This window comes from Mycobacterium sp. 134 (assembly GCF_048282715.1).
GTDB lineage: Bacteria > Actinomycetota > Actinomycetes > Mycobacteriales > Mycobacteriaceae > Mycobacterium > Mycobacterium septicum.
The window spans coordinates 125588-147485 of sequence record NZ_JBLVUN010000008.1; the positions used below are offsets into that span (position 1 = coordinate 125588).

Genomic DNA, 21898 nt, shown 5'->3' on the forward strand with positions numbered 1-21898 from the left:
TCAGCCGACCGGAATCTCGGCCGCGATCCGGTCCAGCACCGCGGGATAGCGGTTGGCCTCCCGGTGCGCCCCGGGCTTGCCACTGCTGACGATCGCGGCCGACAGGCTGCGTTGCGGGTCGGCCCACACCGCGATGTCGACCAACCCGGTGTGCCCGAATGCCGACGGGGTGTTGCGGCCGAACGGCCCGAAGCGTTTTCCGCCGAGCATGTAGCCGGTGCCCCAGCGCATCGGCTTGAGGCCGGTCGCCACGTCCGGGCGCATGCGCCGGCACGGCGCCGTCGCGGCCTGCAACGTTTCCGGCTTCATGATCCGGACTCCGTCGAGTTCTCCTCCACGGCGCAGGATTTCGGCGAACCGTGACAGCTCGTCGGCGTTGGAGACGGTGGTCGACGACGGGATGACACTGGTCAGGAACAGTGGGGTGTTGCTGAGCGGGATGATGCGGTCCAGCGTCCCGCCGACTGCAGCCCGGAACGCGGCGGCGATCGGTGCGGGCAGCGGCTTGCCGGTGACGTGGCTGGGCGCCACCAGCGGAACCTCTTCTGCGGCAACGCCGTAATTGGTCCACCGGAACCCCAGCGGGTCGAGAATCTCGTCGGCGAGGATGTCGCGGATGTTGCGGCCGGTGGCTGCCGAGACGATCTCACGGACCAACGGGCCCCAGGTCAGGCCGTGATAGATGTGCACGAGGCCGGGCCGGTAGACCGGTTTGAGCAGGGCGAGTTGCTCACGGGTGTACTCGCTGTCGTCCACGCGGGTGACGTCGGGCCGTGGTCCGGTGTGGATCGGCACGCCAGCGCTGTGGGTGATCACGTGCCGGATCGTGGTGCGGTCCTTGCCGTGGCTGGTGTAGTTGGGCAGGTAGTCGCAGACCCGGTCGTCGAGGGAGAAATGTCCCTGCTCGACGAGCATGTGGACCACGGTCGTACTGATCGCCTTGGCCGCCGAGTAGACACAGAACGGGGTCGCGGTGGAGACCGGAATCTTCTCGGCGTCCGGCGCATCGTCGGGTCCGTTGCCCCAGCCGTGGCCGATCGCGCGGTTCAGCACGGTTTTTCCGTTGCGCCGCAAGCACACCTGGATGGCCGGGTGCAGGCCGGATCCGTACCAGTACCGGACGGATTCCCAGATCCGCTCGACGGCCCTCGGGTCGATCTCCGAATGGTCCTCGTCGCCGATGTCGGTGACGGCATCCAGGTCGGAGGGGAGGGCGATCTTGCCGGTCGGGGCTTGTTGGCTCATTCGCTCTTCCTGGTCAGGGTCGCGGAAAGGTGGTGCTGCAGTGGCTGTCCGACGGCGCCCATCTGCAGGTTGTACGTCAGCTGGTCTCCGACGACCTGGACTGAACGCGACAGTGCCGCAACATTTTTGGCCGACGCGGTCAGCCCGATGGTGGTCGCGGTCAGCTCGAGGTCGATGCGTCCGTCGACGACGCGCACCGTGCCCTCCTGGATCTCGGTGATGCCGGTCGGATGCGCGAGCACCCACTCGACCCGGCCGGGCGCCGGGACCCGGAGATATCCGGTCTCGGCGTGCAGCGGCCGGCCGTCGTCGCGTGCCTTCGTGCGCTGGCTGTAGGCCAGGAACGGCTTGCCGACGTGGCCGAAGGTGATCTCTTCGAGGTACTCGAACGATTCGATCGTCGGATACTCACCGGCGCCGGGACCGGCCCAAGTGCCGAGCAGCGGAGCCAGCACGGTCAGGTTCGGGTGGAGGTCGGGCACAACGACAGGGTACGGCGACGGCATGGCGGGGCCCCATCGCGTCGCTTCGGCCCAGGTCAGCTCGCGGTGTAGGCCTCGGCGGTGCGATCCGCCGCAGCGCGGGCCTGTGCCGGATCCTCACCGGCCGCCAGGTCCGCCTGGTACCAGAGTTCACTCGCAGCGGTCATGAAGCCGCGGCCCTCCTCGCCGGCTGCCCAGGCCGCACCCTCCTCCGGCGTGATGCGGTCGCCGCCGGCGAGGTATCCGGCCAGACCGAGAAGGGCCGAGTCCCAACCGACTCCGACCGCTCCCGGTCCGAACTGCAACCAGAACTCGTCGTCGTCGCCGGAGTGCATGATGTGGTCGAGCGTGAAGGTCGCCCGGTCCTCACCTGCGGCCGTGATGGTGACCTCGACCCAGCTGGTCGCCCCCATGGCCTCCCACGTGGTCGTGAACGAACGCGGCGGATCGCAGCTCAGCACCTCGCCGGACGCGTTTCCCTCCAGCTGGAAACTGCCGCCCAGCTGCAGGTCGCCCGTGACCGGCAGGAACCAGCGGGGGATCCGTTCGATGCTGGTGCAGGCATCCCACAGATCGGCGGCGTCGGTGTCGTAGGTCTGGCTGACGCTCACGACGCGCGCCTCACGGGCCTCGAACGTCTTGCGGCCCACGCTGCGGCGGACTGCGTTGAGCTGGTGCTGGACGTCGATCACGGGGAAGCCTCCTTGTTCGTGGTTCTTCTTCGTTCACGTTTGCCGCGCGTGATCTCGGTCGCCAGGGCGTCCAGGTGCGGTGTCCAGTTGCGCCGGAACCGCTCTAGCCACTGGTCGACCTCGCGCAGCGGCGCGGTGTCGACGCTGTACAGCCGGCGGGTGCCCTCTGCCCGCACGCTGGCGAAACCGTTGTCCCGCAACACCTTGAGGTGTTGCGATACCGCAGGCTGGCTGATCTCGAACTCGGCCCGGATCACCTCGGTGATGGCACCGGAAGACATTTCACCGGTCTGGATGAGCTCGAGGATCCGCCTGCGCACCGGGTCTCCGAGGATGTCGAAGGCGTGCACGCGACCCACAGTAGAAGGTATGACTTATATAAGTCAAGACTGAACTTTGCATCGCGAACGACCGTGTCTGCACGCAACATGCCGTGAAACAGCGACATTTTGGGGTCGCTCGCGGTCACGCAGTCTGCGCGATGACCATGGCCTGGGCCGTGGGCTCGTCCAGCTGTGCCTGACGCGCTCGTTTGGTGGTCGCGTACACGGTGAATCCCGACGCTTCCAGCGCGGTGCATACCGTGGCGATCTCGTGACGGAGGAACGTCAGCGCCACGTCCCGGCCGAAGGCGTGGTCGTAGACCGCCGTCTCGCCCTCGGTCTGGAACCCCAGCAGCAACCACCCCGGATCGGCCAGGACCCGGCGGTACTCGGTGAACAGCTCAGGCAATGCCTCGGCGGGGGTGTGGATGATCGAGTACCACGCGCACACCGCGTCGAAGGTCCCTGCCTCATGCGGGAGGTCGAACATGTCGGCGGTCTGAAACCGCACTCCCGGCGCATTCTGCCTGGCCAGGCCGATCATCGCAGCCGAGCCGTCGACGCCTTCGGTGCGCAGCCCGCAGGAAGCAAGTTCGGCGGCAGCCTCCCCGGGCCCGCATCCCACATCGAGTGCTCTCGTGCCGCCGGACCGCACCGCCAGGTCCGCGAAGGACCGCAGAACCGCACGATCGAAGGGGCGGGATTCGAACTCGCCGGCGAACGTCCGGGCGTACTCGTCGGCGATCAGGTCGTACTGCTCATATGCCTGGCCACCCACTGCGCCAACTCTAGGACCCGACGCCGGAAGCCCAGCTCAGGCCACACGGTAAGGTTCCGCAGGTGAGCACGTCAGCCAAGCACGCCGCGCGTCTGCGCGGTGGTCTGGTCGGCGCGTGCTCGGCACTCACCGCAACGGTCGCGCACACCGCGGGCGGCGGGATGGCCCCGACGAGCAGCCCGCTGATCGTGCTGTTGCTGCTGTGCGCGGTGCTCGGCGCCGCCGTCGGTGGCCTGAACCCGCAGACGCGCCCGGCCAAGACCGGGCTGCTCATCGCGGGCCTGGGCGCCGGGCAGCTACTCGGTCACTTCGCACTGGCGATGTCCGGCGGGCACCATCACGCGGCATCGCTTCTCACCGCACCCATGATCGGGATGCACGCCGCGGCCGCGGTGGGCCTCGGTCTGGTGATCGGCATGGCCGAGTACCTGTTCGTGGTCGGCGCCTCGGTGCTGTCCTGGTTGCGAATCTTCGCCACCGCCCGGATCCGCCCGTTGGTGCGTGAGCTCTGGTGGCCTTCGAATGTGGTTGTGGCGCGGCCTGTTCTGCTGCACGCCGGCCTGGGGATGCGGGCACCGCCGGCGGCGCCCGGCACGGTCGGCTGACGCCCGCCTCTTCATTCTGAGCCCGTCGAACTGACGGGCTGTTACCCGTTTGTGCGCCCGCGCACTGTTCTGGTGTTCTCAAAGATCTTTTTCCGCGAAGGCATTTCCATGACCATCACCCCTGACGATCAACTACGCGACGAGTCCCCTCCGCCCGTCAAGTCCAACTCCGTCCGTCCCCTTCTGGTGCGGCTGCACTTCTACGCGGGCGTGTTCGTCGGTCCGTTCATCCTGATCGCGGCCGTCACCGGTCTGCTCTATGCGCTGATCCCGCAGATCGACACCTTCGTCTATCGGCACGAGCTGACGGTCGCGCAGGTCGGGACCGAGCGGCTGCCACTGGCCGACCAACTGGCCGCGGCGCGCCATGCTCATCCGGAAGGCACGGTGGAGAGCATCCGCCCGCCCGCGGCCCCCGACGAGACCACCCAGTTCAGCCTGCTGGTGGGCCCGGAATTCAAGGACGTCCCACCGGACTACTCGCGCACGGTGTTCGTCGACCCCTACACCGGCGAGGTGCGCGGGGCGCTGACCACCTACGGGCAGTGGATGCCGATGCGGGCCTGGTTCGACGAGCTGCACCGCAACCTGCATCTCGGTGCGTTGGGCCGCAACTACAGCGAGCTGGCCGCCAGCTGGATGTGGGTGATCGCGCTGGCCGGGCTGGCCCTGTGGGTCATGCGGCGCCGGGAGAACCGGACGATGCGCGATCTGGTTCTGCCCGATCGGACGGCCTCGGGCCGTCGCCGCACGCTGTCCTGGCACGGTGCGGTGGGCGTGTGGATCGTGGCCGTGCTGCTGGCGCTGTCGGTGTCGGGTATCACCTGGTCGCGTTATGCGGGGGAGACGGTCAACAGCATTCAGGCACGGCTGAACACGACGGCGCCTGCCGTGGACACCGCGTTGTCCGGAGCGCCGGCGCCTGAGGCGGCACACCACGGGCAGCACGGCGGCGGCCAGTCCGAGTTGCGCGGCGCCGATATCGTGCTGCGGACCGCCGAGCAGGCCGGTTTGCGCGGCCCGATGTGGCTGTACCCGCCGGCCGAAGCCGGTGAGGCCTGGAAAGTCGCCGAGCGCAAACGTGATTGGCCCACCCGTGCCGACGCGATCGCGGTCGACCCTGAAACCGGGGCGGTGACCGATCGGGTGAACCTGGCGCAGTGGCCCTTGCTGGCCAAGCTCACGGACTGGACGATCGATGCCCACATGGGCCTGCTGTTCGGTATCGCCAACCAGATCGTGCTGGCGATCACCATGGTGGGGCTGATCACCGTCATCGTGCGCGGCTACCGAATGTGGTGGCAGCGCAGGCCGACGCGCGGTTCGGCCTGGGCCGTTGGCCGGCCGCCGCTGCGCGGGGCGCTGCGGCAGTTACCGCCCTGGGGCAGCGTGGCGATCGTCGCCGTCGCAGCCGTCATCGGGTGGTCCCTCCCGCTGTTCGGGTTGAGCCTGGTCGCGTTTCTGCTGGTCGATGTCGCTGTGGCGTGGTGGAAGGAAAGATCAAATGTCTAAGGTCGCAGCTGTTCTGACGGGGGCCGCATTGGCCTTGGCAGTGGGACTGGGCGCGTGCACCGAGAGTCATCACGACGAGAAGATGGCCGACACGGTTCAGATCAGTGAGCAATGGGCCAGTGCCGCTGATACCGGAATGACCGCTGTCTTCGGCACGCTCAAGAACACCGGCCACCACGACGTTCGCATCGTCTCGGCGACCTCGCCCGCGGCCGGCATGGTGGAACTGCACGAGGTGGTCAGCGACGGCAACGGGTCGAAAACCATGCGGCCCAAGGACGGCGGGCTCAGCATCGCGGCAGGGGATACCCATGACCTGGTCCCCGGCGGGGACCACCTGATGTTGATGGATCTGAAGGCGCCGCTGCAGCCCGGCGCCGACGTTCCGGTCTCCCTGGTGTTCGACGACGGATCGTCCCTCCCGGTCACGGCCCAGGTGCGGGATTTCGCCGGCGGCAACGAGAACTATCAGCCGGCGTCCCCGCACGGACATGGCTGAGCCCTCCCGCCTGGCGGTCAACCGGCGGCGTCTCCTCGCCGGGGGCGCTGCCGCGCTGGCCGGCGGCGCGGTCCTGAACCAGTCCGGCGCGGCCCATTCCGCCACTGTGCGAAGCGGTTTCGGTGTCGACGTGGAACCGTTCCACGGACCGCACCAGGCCGGCATCGCCACCGCACCGCAGTCGCACGGGCTGTTCGTGGCATTCGATCTGAACGAAGGCGGAAAGGCCGACGCGCGGCGCACGGAACGGGAAACGGTCGCCGCGATCCTGAGGTTGTGGACGGCCGACGCCGCCCGCTTGACCCGCGGTGCCCCCGCGCTGGCCGACACGGAACCCGAACTCGCCACCCGCCCAGCCAGATTGACCATCACCGTCGGACTCGGAATCGGGCTGTTCGACCGCATCGGGCCGGCAGGTTCCCGGCCGCGGTCGGCCCGTGAGCTGCCTGTGTTCGACGTGGACCGGCTCGAAGACAGATGGTCCGGCGGTGATCTGGTGCTGCAGATCTGTGCCGACGATCCGGTGACGGTGGCCCACGCCAACCGGGTGTTGACCAAGAACGTCCGGTCCATGGCGACCCCGCGCTGGCGGCAGGCCGGGTTCCGCAATGCCCGCGGCGCCGACGCGAACGGCACCACCATGCGCAACCTGATGGGACAGGTCGACGGCACCGCGAACCTCACCGCCGTCGACTTCGATGATCTGGTCTGGATGTCCGGCCCGGTGCACCCGGGTCTGGCCGGCGGCACGCTGATGGTCATCCGGCGGATCGCCATGCACCTGGACACCTGGGACGAGCTAGACCGTCAGAGCAAGGAGTTCACCGTCGGTCGCACCCTGGATTCCGGGGCTCCACTGACCGGCAGCTGTGAGGCGGACGAACCGGATTTCTCCCTGATGCACAACGGAATTCCGGTGATTCCGCAGAACTCGCATGTTGCGCTGGCGCACCATCGCGGCACGCGGGAACGCTTTCTGCGCAGGCCCTACAACTACGACGATCCGCCGGGACCAGGTCAGACTTCGAACACCGGGTTGATCTTTGCGACCTTCCAACGCGATATCGACGAGCAGTTCCTGCCGGTGCAGCGCCGCCTCGCCCAGTTCGATGCGCTCAACCAGTGGACCACGGCCATCGGGTCGTCGGTGTTCGTGGTGCCCGGCGGGGTGCGGACAGCCGACGGTTATCTGGGGCAGGAGTTGATCGGCTGAACTCAGGCCACCGGATGCAGGGTGAGCAGCAGTCGGACCAGTTCAACCTGGCGGTGCGTGTCGGTCTTGTCGAATATCCGGTGCAAATGCGTACGCACGGTGGTGATCGATACCGACAGGTCCTCGGCGATGTGTTTGGGTTCGGCGCCGTGGGCGACGCGCAGCGCGATATCGGCCTCGGTACGGGTCAGGTGGTACAGACGTTGCAGGAGTGCCGTGCTGGGTTCGGCTTCGTGGGCAGGATCGATCAGTATCACCAGCGCCCGTCTCCGGTCCGGCTCCTCGAGGCGGTGTAACGGCAGGACGTGGAGGATGAACGGCCTTGCGTCCGAGGGTCTTTGGACGGTGAACGAGATCCCGCTGCGAATGTTGTCGGAGGTGCCGGTCAGTGCCGAGTTGAGGGCGCGGTTGAGAGTCCTGTTGGCCGCGGCGTCGGCCGCCGTGATACGACCGGCGGTGACCTGAAGTCCGTCATCGCCGCGCAGGGCTTTTTCAGCGGCCGCGTTGAGGTTGAGGACCTGCCCGTTCGGTCCCACCACGACGATGCCGTGGTCCACCGAATCCAGCGCGGCGTGCAGGTCGGCGTCCTCGTGGGCGAAGCCGTCGAGCGCGCCTTGCGCTCGCAGTGCCTGTTGCAGGTGCGGTACCAGGCCGCTGAACTGCCGGATCCGCTCCCTCGTGCCGAACGGTTCGGACGTCACCGCGGAGTGCAGCAGGAAGCACGCCGGGTGAGAGCCCCGGGACAGCCGGATGAACAGGCCGTCCTCCAATTGGTTGGGGTGTAGCCAATCTGCGTAGAACTCCGAACGTCGAATCGGGATGACCAGTTCTGTTCCGGTGCGGACGGTACCCACCGCACCCTTCTCCACCGCGGCCATCGGGGCGTCGAGCCGGTGGTAGTAGGCGGCGTAGCCGGCGGCCGCGCCGACCGGAAGGATCGAGTTCTGGATCGACCAGACGGACTGCTCGGCGGTGAGAAGCGCGCCGCCGTTGCCGCCGATGGTGCGTTGGATGTCGCGGATCGTGGACTCCCAGTGCTGGGGAGCGATCGCGGCGGCGTAGATGCCGGCTACTAGGCGCGAGAATCCTTCGACCGTGAACATGTCACGGATCCCGATTCGTTCGTCGTCGAGTTCATGTGCCTGGCCCTGACGTCAGAGTAATCCAAATCAATATCAACCGGATGAATGATGTATCGGCGCGAGCGGGGTGGTTGTCTGCGGGTACGAGCTAGCGAAGGGGGCCGGCCATGTTCTCGTCCACCCCGTCACGACCGATGGACGTTGCCCGTCAGCCGTGGCATCTGCAGATCGACGGTCACGACCACGGCCGCCATCCCTTTGAATGCGCATCGAGGTTGGTCTATTTCGAGTGGTCGGAGATGGCGCGCGAAATGGACCGGCTCTGAGCTGACGGTTGCCCTGCACAGACCGCACGCTGCTGATCTACTCTCGCGGTATGACCGATCACGACAAAGCCGCGGCCCGGCGCGAAATTGCCGACGCTCTGCTCAACGCCCTCAACCGGCGCCACGAAGTGCTCGACGTGATCGTGGATGCCGACGATCGCCCGGCTGCCATCGATGCGGTTGCTGTACTGCTCGGCACCTCGCACGCCGCGGCCGAGGCCGTGGTGGGGTTGTCGTTCGCGCAGATCACCAAGGACTCGCGACGCGCGATCGCGGCCGAACTCGACGACCTCAACAGCCAGCTCAGCTTCACGGTGTCGGAGCGTCCGGCAGCCTCGGGTGAATCTCTGGATCTGCGGCCGTTCGCCGCCGAAACCGACCGCGACATCTTCATCGCCCGGACCACCGACGTCGGTGCCTCCGGCGACGGTTCGGGCGCGCCCGCGGCCGATGTCGACGACGAGATCCGCGCCGCGCTGGGCCGGGTGGACGCCGAAGAAGCCGCCTGGTTCGTGGCGTTGGAGGGCGACCAGAAGGTCGGCATGGTGTTCGGCGAACTGACCCACGGCGAGGTCAACGTCCGAATCTGGATCCACCCGGACTTCCGTAAGCGCGGGTACGGCACTGCCGCCCTGCGCAAGTGTCGCTCCGAGATGGCGACGTACTTTCCGGCCGTTCCGATGGTGGTACGGGCGCCCGGGGCCCTTCCCGGGGCGTAACGCCCCGGCGTTCAGCCGGTCTGGCTGTGCAGGCTCGCGACGATGATGCGGGCCAGGCCTTCGGCGCGCTGCCTGGAGTAGTTCCGCCCTTCCGACAGGACGGGATAGACCACGCCGCCGAGCAGGGCGTCGGCCGCGGCTGACGCCAGGTCGGCGTCGATGTGATCGGCCAGCAGCCGGTTGCGCACGGATTCGACCAGCGGGCGGCTGAAGCCCGCACGCAGTCGTGCGGCGGTGTCCTCGTGCTCGAGTGAGGCCGCCGTCAGGATGCGCAGCATGGCATTGCCGCGCTTCGTGGTCAGGGCCGACGCCAGGGTTCCGGCCCAGGAGGCCAGGTCGGCGGTGACATCGCCGGTGTGCGGCATGGTGGCCAGAATCTTGTCGGCGTCCGCCAGCAGGACATCGGCGACCAGTGCGGGCCGGCTCGGCCACCAGCGGTAGATGGTCTGCTTGCCGACCCCGGCTCGTGCGGCGACGGCCTCGATGCTCAGCCCGTCGAAGCCCCGCTCCAGCAGTAGTGCGCGGGTGGCCTCGATGATGGCCACCCGCGACTTCTCGCTGCGTCGCCGCGGGGGAGTCACCTCATCGGCAGTGGGGATCATCGGTACGTCCTCGTCGGTCCTGTGAACGGATCTTTACACGGCAAGCTACCCACCGTAGTCTCCCACAAGACGAGACGTAGCGTCTCGTGAATGCCGGAGAACGACGGACGCAAGGGCGCATGGCAACAAAAAAATTGGTCATCGGGGCCAGCGGATTCCTCGGTTCGCATGTCGCCAGGCGACTGGTGGAGCGTGGCGAGGACGTACGGGTGCTCATCCGCAGCACCAGTTCCACCCGCGGGATCGACGACCTCGACGTGGAGCGGGTCTACGGCGACATCTTCGACGCCGATTCCGTGCGTGCCGCGATGGACGACTGTGACGTCGTGTACTACTGCGTCGTCGACGCCCGGGCGTGGCTGAGCGACCCGGCCCCGCTGTGGAGAACCAACATCGAAGGGCTGCAAGAAGTCCTGGATGTCGCCGTCGAGGCGGGGCTGAGCAAGTTCGTCTTCACCAGCTCGATCGCCACCATCGGCATCGCCGAATCCGGCCCTGCCACTGAGGATCTGCCGCACAACTGGCTCGACGTGGGCGGTGACTATGTGCACACCCGGGTGCTCGCCGAACAGATGGTGCTGCGGTACGCCCGCGAGCACGGACTGCCCGCGGTGGCGATGTGTGTGTCCAACACCTACGGCCCCGGCGACTGGCTGCCGACGCCGCACGGGGGCCTGGTCGCCGCCGCGGTGCGCGGCAGGATGCCGTTCTACGTCAACGGGGCGGCTGCAGAGACCGTCGGCATCGCCGATGCCGCCGAGGCGTTGATCCTGGCCGGCGAACGGGGCCGGGTCGGTGAGCGCTACATCGTGTCCGAGCGTTTCATGACCGCCCGGGAGATCTACCGAACCGCCTGTGCTGCTGTCGATGTCGAAGCGCCTCGGCGCGGGGTCCCGATCCGTCTGCTGGCAGCGGCCGGTGCGGTCGTCGACCCCCTGGCCCGGCTGCGCAAGAAGGAGAACCAACTCAGCCCACTGACCGTGCGACTGATGCATGTGATGTCGCCGATGGATCACGGCAAGGCGGTTCGCGAACTCGGATGGCAGCCGCGGCCGACGACCGAGGCCATCGCCGAGGCCGCACGATTCTTCACCTCCAGTCTCTTCGCATCCAGGCGGCGCGCATGACCACCCACATCTCCATCGCACTGACACCCGAACAACAACAGCTGAGCCAGGCCGTCGAGCAGTTCGCCGAACGGCACGCACCGATCGACGCAACCCGGGCAGGACTCGAGGACCTGGCTGCAGGGCGGCTGCCGTCCTGGTGGAGCGCACTGGTGGACAACGGTTTTCATGCCGTGCACCTGCGCGAAGCGGTGGGTGGGCAGGGCGGCGGGCTGGAAGACATGGCCTGCGTGCTGGAGGCCGCGGGATCGGCGCTGCTGCCGGGTCCCCTGCTCACCACGGCGGTCGCCGGGGCCGCACTGGCCTCGCTGCAGGGCGCCGATGCCGAGACGTTGCTCAAGGAGATCGCCGCGGGTGCCACCGCAGTCGTGGTGCCGCGCGAACAGTCCGACATCGCGGGCCACCGTGCCGGCGACGGTTGGCGTCTCACCGGTTCGACGGGCCTGACGCTGGGCATGTGTTCGGCGCAGCGCGTCGTGGTGCCCTTCGCCGACGAGACCGGTGCGCTCAGATGGGCGGCATTGAGTCCTACTGAGGGTCAGGTCGAGTCGCGCCGCGGCACCGACCTGACCACGGATCTGGGTCTGCTGCGCCTGCGCGATCACGCGGTGCCGGCCGATGCCGTGCTGACCGGGCTGGACGCCGACCTGGTCACCGAGCTGACCGTGGCGTTCACCGCGTCGGTGGCCGCAGGCATCACCCAGTGGTGTGTGGACGCCGTCACCGAACACCTGCGCACCCGTGAACAATTCGGCAAGCCGATCGGGACGTTCCAGGCGTTGCAGCACAAGGCGGCGATGCTGCTGGTGAACAGTGCGTTGGCGACCGCGGCGGCCTGGGATGCGGTGCGCGCCCTCGGCAGCTCGACGGACTCCGACCAGCACCGGCTGACTGCCTGCTCTGCCGCGGTGAGAGCGGTCATGCCGGTTCCCGGCCTGGTGCTCGAGGCGCTCACCATGCTCGGAGCGATCGGATTCACCTGGGAACACGACCTGCACCTCTACTGGCGCCGGGCCACCAGCCTGGCCGCCTCGATCGGCCCGGTATCGCGCTGGACCCGCAACCTCGGTGAACTGTCGGCCACCGCCACGCGGGACATGACGGTAAACCTCGGCGAGTCGGACGCCGATTTCCGGTCCCGGGTCGGCGAAGCCCTGGACCACGCACTGACCTTGTCCGACAACGGTTTCGGACGACAAGGCGACTATCCGGAGTTCGCGGTCGGGGCGCGGCGCGTCCTGCTGGCCGATGCCGGGCTGATCGCCCCGCACTGGCCCGCGCCGTGGGGATCCGACGCGACCGTGCGCCAGCAGCTCATCGTGGACGAGGAGTTCGGCAAGCGATCCGGCCTGGTGCGGCCGTCGGTCGGCATTGCCGAATGGATTCTGCCCAGCGTCATGGCGGCCGGATCCCCGGAACTGCAAGAACGTTTCGTGCCCACCACGCTGCGCGGCGAGCTGTCCTGGTGCCAGCTGTTCAGTGAACCGGGTGCGGGGTCCGACCTGGCGTCTCTGAGTACCCGGGCCGTGCGCGTCGAGGGCGGATGGCAGATCAACGGACACAAGATCTGGACCTCGTTGGCGCATCGAGCCGATTTCGGCGCGCTGCTGGCGCGTACCGATCCGGACGCTCCCAAACACCGCGGCATCGGCTACTTCATTCTCGACATGCGGTCACCCGGAGTCGAGTTCCGGCAGATCACCCAGTCCAGCGGACGGTCCGAGTTCAACGAGGTGTTCCTCACCGATGTCTTCATTCCCGACGAGATGGTGCTCGGCGACCCCGCGTCGGGCTGGCAGTTGGCCATCAGCACCATGGCTCACGAGCGGGTGGCGATCAGCGGCTACGTCAACATCGACCGGATGGGCGCGCTGCGCGAACTCGTCGCTGATCCGAGTTTGCTCCTCACGTGCGCGGTGAGCCCGGACCCCGATCCGGTGCTGCACGCCATCGGCGAGATCGACGCCTACACAAACGCTCTCAAGGCGCTGGGGGTGCGGGAGACCCTGCGGCTGCTCGACGGGCAGGCCCCGGGTCCTGCGTCCAGCATCGCCAAGGTGGCGACCAACGTGATGTTGCGCCGGGCGGCCGAGCTCACCCTGGGCCTCACCGGACCACTGGCCCTGGAACAGGACAGCCAACCCGCCGTGGTGGCGCCGTACCTGGACCTGCCCGCCGAACTGATCGGCGGCGGCACCACCGAGATCCAGCTCAACATCATCGCCCAGATGATTCTGGGTCTGCCCCGAAAGTAAGGAGACGACATTGGGATCGCGTAGGGGACTACAGGGCGAGGCCGCGATCGTCGGCTACGTCGAACTGCCGCCGGAGAAGATGAACAAGGCGGCGCCGGCACCGTTCACCCTGGAACAGTGGGCCCTGCTGGCCGCCGCAGCTTTGGAGGACGCCGGCCTGTCGGCCGAGCAGGTCGACGGGATCGTCACCTCGCACCTGGGTGAGTCGGAGATCTTCGTTCCGTCGACGGTGGCCGAATACCTGGGTGTACGAGCTAACTTCGCCGAGTTGCTCGATCTCGGCGGGGCCAGTGCGGCGGGCATGGTGTGGCGGGCTGCCGCCGCCATCGAACTCGGCCTGTGCGACGTGGTGTTGTGCGCCCTACCTGCCCGTTACATCACCTCGAGCTCGGAATTGAAGCCGAAGATGCTTACCGACGCGGTGTTCTTCGGGTCGTCGAGCAACCAATTCGGTTCACCGCAGGCGGAATTCGAGATTCCCTACGGCAACCTCGGCCAGAACGGCCCGTACGGGCAGGTGGCCCAGCGCTACGCCTACGAGTACGGCTACGACGAGCGGGCGATGGCCAAGATCGTGGTGGACCAGCGGGTCAACGCCAACCACACCGACGGCGCCATCTGGAAAGACACTCCGCTGAGTGTCGAGGATGTGCTGGCCAGCCCGGTGATCGCCGATCCGCTGCACATGCTGGAGATCGTGATGCCGTGCGTCGGCGGGGCCGCCGTCGTCGTGGCAAGCGCCGAGGTCGCCGCCCGGGCTCGCAACCGGCCGGTGTGGGTCAAGGGTTTTGGAGAGCACGTGCCCTTCAAGACACCCACGTACGCCGAGGATCTGTTGGACACACCGATCCGCAAGGCGGCCGATACCGCGTTCGGGATGACGGGGCTCACCCGCGATCAGATGGACGTGGTCTCGATCTACGACTGCTACACGATCACGGTGCTGCTCAGCTTGGAGGACGCCGGGTTCTGCGAGAAGGGCAAGGGGATGTCCTTCGTCTCCGATCATGACCTCACTTTCCGCGGCGATTTCCCGCTGAACACCGCCGGCGGCCAACTTGGTTTCGGGCAAGCAGGTTTGGCCGGCGGCATGCATCACGTTTGCGATGCCACCCGCCAGATCATGGGCCGCGCCGGCGCCGCCCAGGTCGCCGATTGCAACCGAGCGTTCGTGTCGGGCAACGGCGGCATCCTGTCCGAGCAAACCACTCTGATCCTGGAAGGCGACTGAGACCGATGACCGGATTCGCCCGGCCGATGCCGGTGAAAACTCCTACCAGCGCACCGTTCTGGGATGCGTTGGCGCAACATCGCATCGTCATCCAATATTCGCCGTCGACCCAGGCCTACGTGTTCTACCCCAGGGTGCTGGCGCCCCGGACGCTCGCCGATGACCTCGAATGGCGGGAGATCTCGGGGATGGGCACGCTCTATTCGTTCACCGTGGCCCGCCGCCCCGTGGGGCCACACTTCGCCGACGCCGTTCCGCAAATTTTGGGTATCGTGGAATGGGATGAGGGTCCGCGGTTCTCGACGGAACTCGTTGACATCGCACCCGACGAACTCTGTGTCGGAATGCGGGTCAAGCCCGTTTTCTGCGACTACCCGGACGCCTTTGCTGGGACTGGTGTGACAATGCTGCGCTACACGCGGGCTTGATCACATCACTTGGCAGGAGGCTCACAGGAGAGGAGTATGGAGCCATGCTAACCATACGAAAACTCATGGGGTCAGTGTTCGTAGCGGGAGCCGCGGTGGCGATTGCAGCAGGGCCGACGGCCGCACTTATGACTGACGCGCCCGCGACGACGATCAGTGCTCAGCCCAGCGGCGGCGGTGACGCCGGCGGTGGCGGTGGCTGCGACAGCGGTCCCGGCTGGAACGGCTGTGGCGGCTGGAACCCGGCCCAGGGTGGCTGGGGCCACGGCTGCCTCAACGGTGTCTGCGGTGGCTGGGACGGCCAGCGCGGCTGGGGCAACTGACCAACCCGGCTGACGACGGCACCAACCGGGCAAGCGCCGCGACATCCGTCCCCGATCGCATCACGGTGCGGTCGGGCCGGATGATCGCGGCGGTAGCCCGTCCGGTGCGTAACCATCGGCCCAGATCGCTGTTGGGTTCGACCACGAGGACGGTCGTCCCGCGGTCGGTCAGTTCGCCGTGGACAGCGGCGGGCAGCGGTGTCGTGGAGGCGAACGTAAAGCCTTCCGACTGCACTGTATTGGGGCACAGCGTGCCCGCGAGCGACCGGTGACGCCACGATCGGTGCACGAGCGCTGAGCTTCGCAATGCCGGGGTGACTCCGTCGAGCAGTCGGAGACGCAGCGCGGGAATGCGGCCGACTCCGGGCAGCAGCACGCGGCGCACGCTGTCGCCGAACCCACCGCCGGCGGTCATCGCCCAACCCATTGCCAGCGCGACCCGGATCAGGGCGCGGGCATGCGGCTTTCGTTCCCGCTGGTAACTGTCCAGGATGTGCTCGGGCAGGTCACCGGCGATCACCGCGGCCAGTTTCCAGCACAGGTTCACCGCATCCCGTACACCTGCGCCCATGCCCTGGCCGATGAACGGCGGTGTGAGATGTGCGGCATCCCCGAGCAGGAATACGTTTCCCACACGCCAGCGCTCGGCGATCGCCGCCCGGAACGTGTACTCGGCCACTCGTACCAACTCGATGTCGTTGGAGGCACCCACCCACGGCGCTATCAGCGGTCGAAGCGTCTCGAGCGTCGAATAGTCCGCAGCCGATTCGTTCGGCAGGAGCCGGAACTCCCAGCGGTAGCGGTCGTTCCCGATTCGCATGTAGGTCGCGGCGCGGGCCGGGTCGCACACCTGGTGCACCCCGTCCCACTGCTCGAGGTCGACGGCGCTCCGTATGTCGGCAACCAACCACCTTTGCTTGAAGTGCATGTCGGTCATCGCCACCCCGAGAGATCGGCGGATCACGCTGTTGGCGCCGTCGCAGCCGAGGAGGTAGTCGGCGTCGACGTGTTCGATGGCCGCGGTGGTGCGGTCGACGAACGCAACCTGAACGCGGCCTTGGGCGAGCCGGGTGAAACCGGTGACCTCGACGTTGCCCCGCAGCCGAACCTGGTGATACTGCGCCAGATTCGCGCGCAGCAGGTCCTCGAGCTGAGGCTGGTCGAACATGTTGGCCTGGGGGAAACCATGCTTGCCGACGGGCTCGCGGGTGAACCGAGCCAGCACCCGCAGGTCGGCGTCGAGCAGCTGCAAACCGGCCGCGGGCCGGGAGATGGCCGCAAACCGTTCGGCGACACCGAGATCGGCCAGGACGCGGTAGATCTCATCGTCGAGGTGTACGGCACGTGGTTGGCGATACACCTCTGGCCAGCGATCGAGCACCAGGCAGTCGACGCGGTGTCGGGCCAGCAGGGTCGCGGCGACGACTCCGGTCGGTCCGGCGCCGACGATGACGACCGAGGTCACTCGTACCGCACGGTGTTGCGTTGGCAGCCGAGGTCGATCGCGCCGTCGTCGGTGGAGACCGCAGCCTCGACCACGTCGCCGTGGTGCAGGTAGCGCGGGTTGCCGGCTTGGCGTTTGAAGAAGGCCTTCCACTTCACCGCGGGCGGGAGCAGCGCGCCGATCATCTCGACAGGCTTGGGTGGCGCGCTCAACGCCGTGCCCGCCGGGGTGCCGGTGAGGATGAGATCACCGGCGGCCAGGTCCTGGAATCGGGCCAGGGACTGCAACGCCTGGGCGGGCCGGTACAACATGTCGCCATCGACCAGCATGTTCTGACGGACTTCGCCATTGACCCGAAGCCGCAGTCTCAGCTCGCCGAACCGGGCAAGCTCGTCGCTGTCGAGCAGGACGAGCGCGGGTCCGGCCGGGGTGAAGCTCGGGTAGGACTTGGCTTCGTAGAACTGCGTCTGCGGCAACTGGACATCGCGGGCTGACACGTCGTTGGTGACAACCAGGCCTGCGATGTAGTCCGCGAGACGGTCTGGGGAAACGGCAGTGCCGGCCGGGATCTCACGCCCGATCACCAGCCCGATCTCGACTTCGTAGTCGAGCAGGCGGACGTGAGGCGGCTTGACGATGTCGCCGTGCGGGCCGGTGATCGAGGCCGACGACTTGCGAAAGAACGTCAGCGGGACGTTGTCCGGGTCCATCCCGGAGTCCCGGACGTGTGAGGCGTAATTGGTCATCTGGGCCACCACCCGGCAGGGCCTGGTGATCGGGGACACCAGGTCCAACGAGTCCACCGGTACGGTCTCGGTGCTGGCTGCCGCCGCGCGTACCGCGTCGCGGTCGGCCAGCAGCCCGGCTGTGGTGGTGGCCGTCGTGGCGATCCTGGCCGCACCGGAAGATGTGTGCAGCCACCATGATTCGGTGGTGCGGAGGACGGAAAGTGTCATGACTGGGCAACTTTCATCAGGCCGAGCAGGCGGTCGAGGTCGAACTCGTTGTCGGAACGCAGGGCGGCGAGCATCGAACGGGCCTCGCCGGGGATCGATCTGGGGCCGATGCCGAGGAAGTCCCGGGTGACCGGAGGACCCCACTGGGCCAGCCCGGACGCGGTGAAGGGGGTCCATTCGGGCGCGGTCGTGCAGTCGAACATGTCGCCGTCGGTGAAGTGCTCGACGAGGAATCCGTCCGGATCCCGCCAGTAGTCGAACAGCTGACTACCCTGGATGTGGCGGCCGATACCCCATGACCGCTGGTAGCCGCGGTCCTGAAGATGCTCACCGCCCGCGGCCAGCGCATCGAGGTCGCACACCTGAAAGGCCGAGTGCACGTAGCGGTTTGCGGGTCCGAGGGCGAGCGCCAGGGTGTGATGGTCGGTCGGCGTCCTGCCGCGGTCACAACGGATGAAGCTCATCGTCGGGCCGCGTTCGCGCTGTCCGGGGAAGAACAGGAAATCGCTGACGATCAGCCCGAGGTGTTGCAGATACCAGTCGAGAGTCTCGCGGTAGCGGGTGCTCTGCAGGACCAGATGTCCGAGGCGCTGCACTTTGGCCGGCGCCCGCGGTGGGCGCTGGGTGGAATTGATGCGCGGGGCGTCGTGACCGAAGTTCAGCGGCAGCGGTTCCTGGTGCTCAGATCGCGCGAGTTGGTGGGTTCCGCTGACCACACGCACCGGCAGGCCGGTCGGATCGGCCAACTCGACGGCGATGCCGCCGAGCGAATCGGGCAGCGGCTGGACCGGAGCGCCCGTGTGCTGTGCCAGCGTGTGCACGTCGCGTTCGTCGGCCGCGGTGAACGCCACGGCGGTGAAGCGCGAGCGGGCACCCGGCCGGGCAAGTACGCAGGGCGAACCCGGGTCGGTGCCCCGCAATTGCAGTTCGGCGGATGTGCGTGCGGCGACGCCGAAACCGAAGGCCCGGGCGAAGACTTCGGCCCTGTCCAGATCGGGCTTCTCGAATTCCAGCCAGGCGAGGTCGTGGACTTTGATCACCGGGTTGGAGGCCCGGCCGGGGTGCTCCTCCATCGCATTCTCCCTTCAGCTGACGAAATCGTCACATGCGACGTAACCATCAGTCAATAATTTCTGACGAAATCATCAGAACTGAATGCGGCCTGTTAGCCTGGGTGACTGTGAGTGGCCCCGAGCAACCGAGCCGGCTCGAGCGGCGCAAGCAACGCACCCGGGCGGCGTTGATCGGTGCCGCGCAGTCGTTCATCGCGGCCGGGAAGCTGAACGCACCGGTGCTGGAGATCACCCAGGCCGCCGATGTCGGAATGGGCTCGTTCTACAACCATTTCGACAGCAAGGAGCAGCTGTTCGACGCCGCCGTCGCCGAGGTGCTCGATGCCCACGGCGCCCTGATGGACCGGCTCACCGAGGATCTCGACGACCCGGCCGAAGTGTTCGCCAGCAGTTTCCGGCTCACCGGGCGGCTGTTCCGCCGGCGTCCGCAGGAAAGCCAGATCATGCTCGCCAACGGGCTGCAGTTGCTGGCATCCGATCGGGGCCTGGCGCCGAGGGCCCGGCGCGACATCGAGGCCGGCGCGCGTGCCGGGCGGTTCGCGGTGGACGACCCCGATCTGGCCCTGGCCGTGGCGGCGGGCGCGCTGATGGGTCTGGGCCGGCTGCTGCGCGATCAACCCGACCGCGACGACGCCGCGGCCGCCGACAAGGTCACCGAGGATGTGCTGCGCATGCTCGGCATGGCCGCCGCGGAGGCGACCGAGATCTGCCGCAGGCCGCTGCCCGACCTCGATGCGTCGCTACTGTCGGCGGTGTGACGACTCAAGGAAACCTCAGGTGGACGCCCGGCCGTCTCGGCGATCTCACCGGCACCCGCGTCATCGTGACCGGGGCGACCAACGGGGTCGGCCTCGGTACGGCCAGGGCACTGGCGCGCGCCGGTGCGCACGTGATCCTCGCGGTCCGCAACACCGCTCTGGGCGCGCAACGCTCGGCGGAGATCGGCGGATCCACCGAAGTGATCGAACTCGACCTCGCCGACCTGTCCTCGGTGCGGGCCTTTCCCGGCCGCCTCGACGGTGACGTCGACATCCTGATCAACAACGCCGGTGCGCTCACCGAGCACCGCACCGACACCGTCGACGGTTTCGAGATGACCATCGGCACAAACCTTCTCGGGCCGTTCGCGTTGACCAATCTGCTGTTCGGCCGGATCCGGACGCAGATCGTCAACGTCGGCTCGGAAGCGCACAAGTCGGCGACGTTGCGGCTGGACGACATGCACCTGCGTCACCACAAATGGACGGTGATGGGTGCCTACGGCCGGTCGAAGCTGGCCGTCATGTTGTGGGGCCTGGAGCTCGACCGCCGCCTACGGGCCGCCAGATCGCCGGTGGTCACCCAACTCACGCACCCGGGCTGGGTGGCCTCCAACCTGCCGAACGTCTCCGACAAACCGTTCATGAGTGCGGTGCAGCGCGGTGTGAAGGCGGTGGCCGACGTGTTCGCCAACGACATCGACGCCGGGGCCGCGCCGACGCTGTACTGCCTGAGCGAGCCGATCCCGCCCGGAAGCTACGTCGGCGTCGACGGCAAGTTCGGCCTGCGCGGGGGTCCGGTACTGATCGGTCGCTCCGCGATGGCCTGCGACTACGAAATCGCCGCAGGCGTCGTCGAATTCGCCGAGCGGGAGACAGGCACCGCCATTCCGGTCTAGCCGGCTGTCCCCGATCGGCCGGCCGTCAGGGCTCCGACGGCGGGGCCGAACATGCCCTGCTTGATCGCGCCCAGGGTGCCGGAGTCCTTGCCGCCCAACGGGCGCAGCAGATCGGTGGCCGCCGTGGTCACCGAGCCCTCGGGCGCGGTGGCATCGACCAGCCCGTAGGCCTTGGCATCGACGCCGCCGAACCGGCGGCCGGTGGTCATGGACGCGACCGCCGCCTGCGGGGTGAGCTTGGCCTGGATCAGCGCGGCCATTCCCGGGGTGAACGGGATCCGGATGTCGACCTCGGGGAAACAGAAGAAGCCGCGGTCGTCACGCATCACCCGGAAGTCGTGGGCGATGGCGAGCATCGCGCCGGCCCCGAAGGCGTGTCCGACCACGGCGGCGGCTGTCGGGATCGGCAGTGTCAGCATCCGCGCCAACAGGCCCTGGACCCGGCCGACATACCAATCGCCCTGATCGCTGTGGGCGCCAAGCCAATCGAGGTCGAGGCCGTTGGAGTAGAACTTGCTGTCGGCTGTGGTCACGAGGCCGTGTGCCCCCTTGGCCAGGATGGCGTCGAGCTGTACGTCGACCTCGTCGAGGAATTCGGGGGAGAACCGGTTCTCATCATCGCCGAGGTCGAGGATGGCGATGTCGCCGTCGTAGTCAAGGTTTGTGGCCATGGGATTCCTTCTTTCGGGGGTTGGGGGCGGGTCCCACCGCCAGCACCGCCGCCACGGCGGCACTGAGATGGTGGCGGGCGGTCGGGTCGTGCAGGCGGTTGCGCTGCAGCAGGACGGCCGTGGGCAGGTCCACGATGCACGTCGTCACGGTGTCCACGGCCGCCCGGTCGCGCCGGTCCCACGCAGCCACCGCGAGTTCGATCATCAAGTCCACCAACTGCTTTTCCAGCTCGCGTGCCTGCTCGGCCAGATCGGTGGGCAGATCGTGGCCGAGCACCTGCTCACGCCGGACCTGTAGCAGCAGCCGTGCCGAGGCCGGGTGGCGCTCGGCGAAGATCACCGGGGCGTAGGCCGCCGCGGCGATCCGGTCGGCACCCTGTTGCGCCGCCTCGACCAGTTCACGCTGCAGGGCCAGGAACCGCCGCCCGGCGCGGAGCCAAACCTGACCCAGGAGGCCGGCCCGTGAACCGAACGAGTGGTACAGCGCGCCGTTGGACAGACCGACCGCCTCGCTGATGGCCCGGATGGTCACCGATGCCGGTCCTGAGTGCACGGCCAGGGATTCCGCGGCATCGAGGACCGTGTCGGGGTCGTAGACGCGAGGGCGTGGCACCTCGTCACAGTAACAGAGCAAATGCTCTGTTATCCACGAAGC

At 67.7% G+C, this 21898-nt stretch carries 25 protein-coding genes; 13 read left to right on the forward strand and 12 right to left on the reverse strand.

What is annotated here, in order from left to right; genetic code table 11:
* The 5 genes from lipE to ACNQVK_RS05455 all read right to left on the reverse strand — a co-directional run bounded on the left by lipE (position 1) and on the right by ACNQVK_RS05455 (position 3520).
* On the reverse strand, positions 1-1245 hold the full coding sequence (lipE, locus tag ACNQVK_RS05435) for a lipase LipE (RefSeq protein WP_418028709.1): 1245 nt from the start codon (positions 1243-1245) through the stop codon (positions 1-3).
* Entirely contained in the window at positions 1242-1727 is a 486-nt protein-coding gene (locus ACNQVK_RS05440; protein WP_418028710.1) for a peroxynitrite isomerase, read from the reverse strand. Before ACNQVK_RS05440 ends, lipE begins: the two co-directional genes overlap by 4 nt.
* A gap of 56 nt (positions 1728-1783) precedes the next feature.
* Positions 1784-2419: an SRPBCC family protein gene (locus ACNQVK_RS05445; protein WP_418028711.1), complete on the reverse strand. Its 636-nt coding sequence runs from the start codon at positions 2417-2419 to the stop codon at positions 1784-1786.
* On the reverse strand, positions 2416-2769 hold the full coding sequence (locus ACNQVK_RS05450) for an ArsR/SmtB family transcription factor (RefSeq protein WP_418028712.1): 354 nt from the start codon (positions 2767-2769) through the stop codon (positions 2416-2418). Before ACNQVK_RS05450 ends, ACNQVK_RS05445 begins: the two co-directional genes overlap by 4 nt.
* 115 nt (positions 2770-2884) lie before the next feature.
* Complete coding sequence (locus ACNQVK_RS05455) at positions 2885-3520, reverse strand: class I SAM-dependent methyltransferase (RefSeq protein ID WP_418028713.1); 636 nt, start codon at positions 3518-3520, stop codon at positions 2885-2887.
* A gap of 62 nt (positions 3521-3582) precedes the next feature.
* On the opposite strand from ACNQVK_RS05455, the gene ACNQVK_RS05460 reads away from it, so the two are divergent.
* The 4 genes from ACNQVK_RS05460 (at position 3583) to ACNQVK_RS05475 (ending at position 7349) form a co-directional block, all read left to right on the forward strand.
* Positions 3583-4125 carry a hypothetical protein gene (locus ACNQVK_RS05460; protein ID WP_418028714.1) on the forward strand — a complete coding sequence of 181 codons (543 nt, stop codon included), beginning with the start codon at positions 3583-3585 and terminating at the stop codon, positions 4123-4125.
* A 108-nt stretch (positions 4126-4233) separates the two neighbouring features.
* A complete protein-coding gene (locus tag ACNQVK_RS05465) occupies positions 4234-5637 on the forward strand; it encodes a PepSY-associated TM helix domain-containing protein (protein WP_418028715.1) in 1404 nt (467 codons plus the stop codon).
* Positions 5630-6136 carry a copper chaperone PCu(A)C gene (locus ACNQVK_RS05470; protein ID WP_418028716.1) on the forward strand — a complete coding sequence of 169 codons (507 nt, stop codon included), beginning with the start codon at positions 5630-5632 and terminating at the stop codon, positions 6134-6136. Before ACNQVK_RS05465 ends, ACNQVK_RS05470 begins: the two co-directional genes overlap by 8 nt.
* Positions 6129-7349 carry a Dyp-type peroxidase gene (locus ACNQVK_RS05475; RefSeq protein WP_418028717.1) on the forward strand — a complete coding sequence of 407 codons (1221 nt, stop codon included), beginning with the start codon at positions 6129-6131 and terminating at the stop codon, positions 7347-7349. Before ACNQVK_RS05470 ends, ACNQVK_RS05475 begins: the two co-directional genes overlap by 8 nt.
* Positions 7350-7351: 2 nt before the next feature.
* Here the strand turns inward: ACNQVK_RS05475 and ACNQVK_RS05480 are convergent, their stop codons facing one another.
* Entirely contained in the window at positions 7352-8452 is a 1101-nt protein-coding gene (locus tag ACNQVK_RS05480; protein WP_418028718.1) for a helix-turn-helix transcriptional regulator, read from the reverse strand.
* Positions 8453-8598: 146 nt separating this feature from the next.
* Between ACNQVK_RS05480 and ACNQVK_RS05485 the strand changes: the two genes are divergently transcribed.
* Both ACNQVK_RS05485 and ACNQVK_RS05490 read left to right on the forward strand, forming a co-directional pair.
* Positions 8599-8757, forward strand: coding sequence for a hypothetical protein (locus ACNQVK_RS05485; protein WP_418028719.1), 159 nt, complete (start codon positions 8599-8601; stop codon positions 8755-8757).
* A gap of 50 nt (positions 8758-8807) precedes the next feature.
* Complete coding sequence (locus ACNQVK_RS05490) at positions 8808-9476, forward strand: GNAT family N-acetyltransferase (protein WP_418028720.1); 669 nt, start codon at positions 8808-8810, stop codon at positions 9474-9476.
* An 11-nt stretch (positions 9477-9487) separates the two neighbouring features.
* Here ACNQVK_RS05490 and ACNQVK_RS05495 read toward each other — a convergent pair whose 3' ends face one another.
* The gene (locus ACNQVK_RS05495; RefSeq protein WP_418028721.1) at positions 9488-10078 is read right to left on the reverse strand and encodes a TetR/AcrR family transcriptional regulator; all 591 of its coding nucleotides are present in this window, start codon (positions 10076-10078) and stop codon (positions 9488-9490) included.
* Between the two features lie 119 nt (positions 10079-10197).
* On the opposite strand from ACNQVK_RS05495, the gene ACNQVK_RS05500 reads away from it, so the two are divergent.
* The 5 genes from ACNQVK_RS05500 to ACNQVK_RS05520 all read left to right on the forward strand — a co-directional run bounded on the left by ACNQVK_RS05500 (position 10198) and on the right by ACNQVK_RS05520 (position 15442).
* A complete protein-coding gene (locus ACNQVK_RS05500; protein WP_273734105.1) occupies positions 10198-11205 on the forward strand; it encodes an NAD-dependent epimerase/dehydratase family protein in 1008 nt (335 codons plus the stop codon).
* Entirely contained in the window at positions 11202-13460 is a 2259-nt protein-coding gene (locus ACNQVK_RS05505; RefSeq protein WP_418028722.1) for an acyl-CoA dehydrogenase family protein, read from the forward strand. Before ACNQVK_RS05500 ends, ACNQVK_RS05505 begins: the two co-directional genes overlap by 4 nt.
* A gap of 79 nt (positions 13461-13539) precedes the next feature.
* Positions 13540-14691: a thiolase family protein gene (locus tag ACNQVK_RS05510; RefSeq protein ID WP_418033976.1), complete on the forward strand. Its 1152-nt coding sequence runs from the start codon at positions 13540-13542 to the stop codon at positions 14689-14691.
* A gap of 5 nt (positions 14692-14696) precedes the next feature.
* Positions 14697-15119, forward strand: coding sequence for a Zn-ribbon domain-containing OB-fold protein (locus ACNQVK_RS05515; protein WP_418028723.1), 423 nt, complete (start codon positions 14697-14699; stop codon positions 15117-15119).
* 44 nt (positions 15120-15163) lie between these two features.
* Entirely contained in the window at positions 15164-15442 is a 279-nt protein-coding gene (locus ACNQVK_RS05520) for a hypothetical protein (protein ID WP_418028724.1), read from the forward strand.
* On the opposite strand, the gene ACNQVK_RS05525 is transcribed toward ACNQVK_RS05520, so the two are convergent.
* Genes ACNQVK_RS05525 through ACNQVK_RS05535 form a run of 3 tightly spaced genes read right to left on the reverse strand, consistent with a single transcriptional unit; the run spans position 15393 to position 18915 of the window.
* Complete coding sequence (locus tag ACNQVK_RS05525) at positions 15393-16907, reverse strand: bifunctional 3-(3-hydroxy-phenyl)propionate/3-hydroxycinnamic acid hydroxylase (RefSeq protein ID WP_418028725.1); 1515 nt, start codon at positions 16905-16907, stop codon at positions 15393-15395. The genes ACNQVK_RS05520 and ACNQVK_RS05525 overlap by 50 nt on opposite strands.
* On the reverse strand, positions 16904-17842 hold the full coding sequence (locus tag ACNQVK_RS05530) for a fumarylacetoacetate hydrolase family protein (RefSeq protein WP_418028726.1): 939 nt from the start codon (positions 17840-17842) through the stop codon (positions 16904-16906). The genes ACNQVK_RS05525 and ACNQVK_RS05530 overlap by 4 nt, the downstream gene beginning before the upstream one ends.
* Positions 17839-18915, reverse strand: coding sequence for a VOC family protein (locus ACNQVK_RS05535; protein WP_418028727.1), 1077 nt, complete (start codon positions 18913-18915; stop codon positions 17839-17841). The genes ACNQVK_RS05530 and ACNQVK_RS05535 overlap by 4 nt, the downstream gene beginning before the upstream one ends.
* Before the next feature lie 53 nt (positions 18916-18968).
* On the opposite strand from ACNQVK_RS05535, the gene ACNQVK_RS05540 reads away from it, so the two are divergent.
* On the forward strand, positions 18969-19673 hold the full coding sequence (locus ACNQVK_RS05540; protein ID WP_418033977.1) for a TetR/AcrR family transcriptional regulator: 705 nt from the start codon (positions 18969-18971) through the stop codon (positions 19671-19673).
* Positions 19670-20572 (forward strand): SDR family NAD(P)-dependent oxidoreductase, encoded by a 903-nt coding sequence (locus ACNQVK_RS05545; RefSeq protein WP_418028728.1) that lies wholly within the window; start codon positions 19670-19672, stop codon positions 20570-20572. The genes ACNQVK_RS05540 and ACNQVK_RS05545 overlap by 4 nt, the downstream gene beginning before the upstream one ends.
* Here ACNQVK_RS05545 and ACNQVK_RS05550 read toward each other — a convergent pair.
* Positions 20569-21243, reverse strand: coding sequence for an enoyl-CoA hydratase-related protein (locus tag ACNQVK_RS05550; protein ID WP_418028729.1), 675 nt, complete (start codon positions 21241-21243; stop codon positions 20569-20571). The two genes, ACNQVK_RS05545 and ACNQVK_RS05550, sit on opposite strands and share 4 nt — an antisense overlap.
* Positions 21227-21856, reverse strand: coding sequence for a TetR/AcrR family transcriptional regulator (locus tag ACNQVK_RS05555; RefSeq protein ID WP_418028730.1), 630 nt, complete (start codon positions 21854-21856; stop codon positions 21227-21229). Before ACNQVK_RS05555 ends, ACNQVK_RS05550 begins: the two co-directional genes overlap by 17 nt.
* Between the last annotated feature and the right edge of the window lie 42 nt (positions 21857-21898).

Coding starts and splice junctions, on each gene's coding strand:
- ACNQVK_RS05530 (WP_418028726.1), bottom strand. CDS start 17,842: ATGACACTTTCCGTCCTCCGCACCACCGAATCATGGTGGCTGCACACA.
- ACNQVK_RS05500 (WP_273734105.1), top strand. CDS start 10,198: ATGGCAACAAAAAAATTGGTCATCGGGGCCAGCGGATTCCTCGGTTCG.
- ACNQVK_RS05470 (WP_418028716.1), top strand. CDS start 5,630: ATGTCTAAGGTCGCAGCTGTTCTGACGGGGGCCGCATTGGCCTTGGCA.
- ACNQVK_RS05465 (WP_418028715.1), top strand. CDS start 4,234: ATGACCATCACCCCTGACGATCAACTACGCGACGAGTCCCCTCCGCCC.
- ACNQVK_RS05510 (WP_418033976.1), top strand. CDS start 13,540: ATGAACAAGGCGGCGCCGGCACCGTTCACCCTGGAACAGTGGGCCCTG.
- ACNQVK_RS05480 (WP_418028718.1), bottom strand. CDS start 8,452: ATGTTCACGGTCGAAGGATTCTCGCGCCTAGTAGCCGGCATCTACGCC.
- ACNQVK_RS05475 (WP_418028717.1), top strand. CDS start 6,129: ATGGCTGAGCCCTCCCGCCTGGCGGTCAACCGGCGGCGTCTCCTCGCC.
- ACNQVK_RS05520 (WP_418028724.1), top strand. CDS start 15,164: ATGCTAACCATACGAAAACTCATGGGGTCAGTGTTCGTAGCGGGAGCC.
- ACNQVK_RS05535 (WP_418028727.1), bottom strand. CDS start 18,915: ATGGAGGAGCACCCCGGCCGGGCCTCCAACCCGGTGATCAAAGTCCAC.
- ACNQVK_RS05505 (WP_418028722.1), top strand. CDS start 11,202: ATGACCACCCACATCTCCATCGCACTGACACCCGAACAACAACAGCTG.
- ACNQVK_RS05495 (WP_418028721.1), bottom strand. CDS start 10,078: ATGATCCCCACTGCCGATGAGGTGACTCCCCCGCGGCGACGCAGCGAG.
- ACNQVK_RS05515 (WP_418028723.1), top strand. CDS start 14,697: ATGACCGGATTCGCCCGGCCGATGCCGGTGAAAACTCCTACCAGCGCA.
- ACNQVK_RS05485 (WP_418028719.1), top strand. CDS start 8,599: ATGTTCTCGTCCACCCCGTCACGACCGATGGACGTTGCCCGTCAGCCG.
- ACNQVK_RS05490 (WP_418028720.1), top strand. CDS start 8,808: ATGACCGATCACGACAAAGCCGCGGCCCGGCGCGAAATTGCCGACGCT.
- ACNQVK_RS05550 (WP_418028729.1), bottom strand. CDS start 21,243: ATGGCCACAAACCTTGACTACGACGGCGACATCGCCATCCTCGACCTC.
- lipE (WP_418028709.1), bottom strand. CDS start 1,245: ATGAGCCAACAAGCCCCGACCGGCAAGATCGCCCTCCCCTCCGACCTG.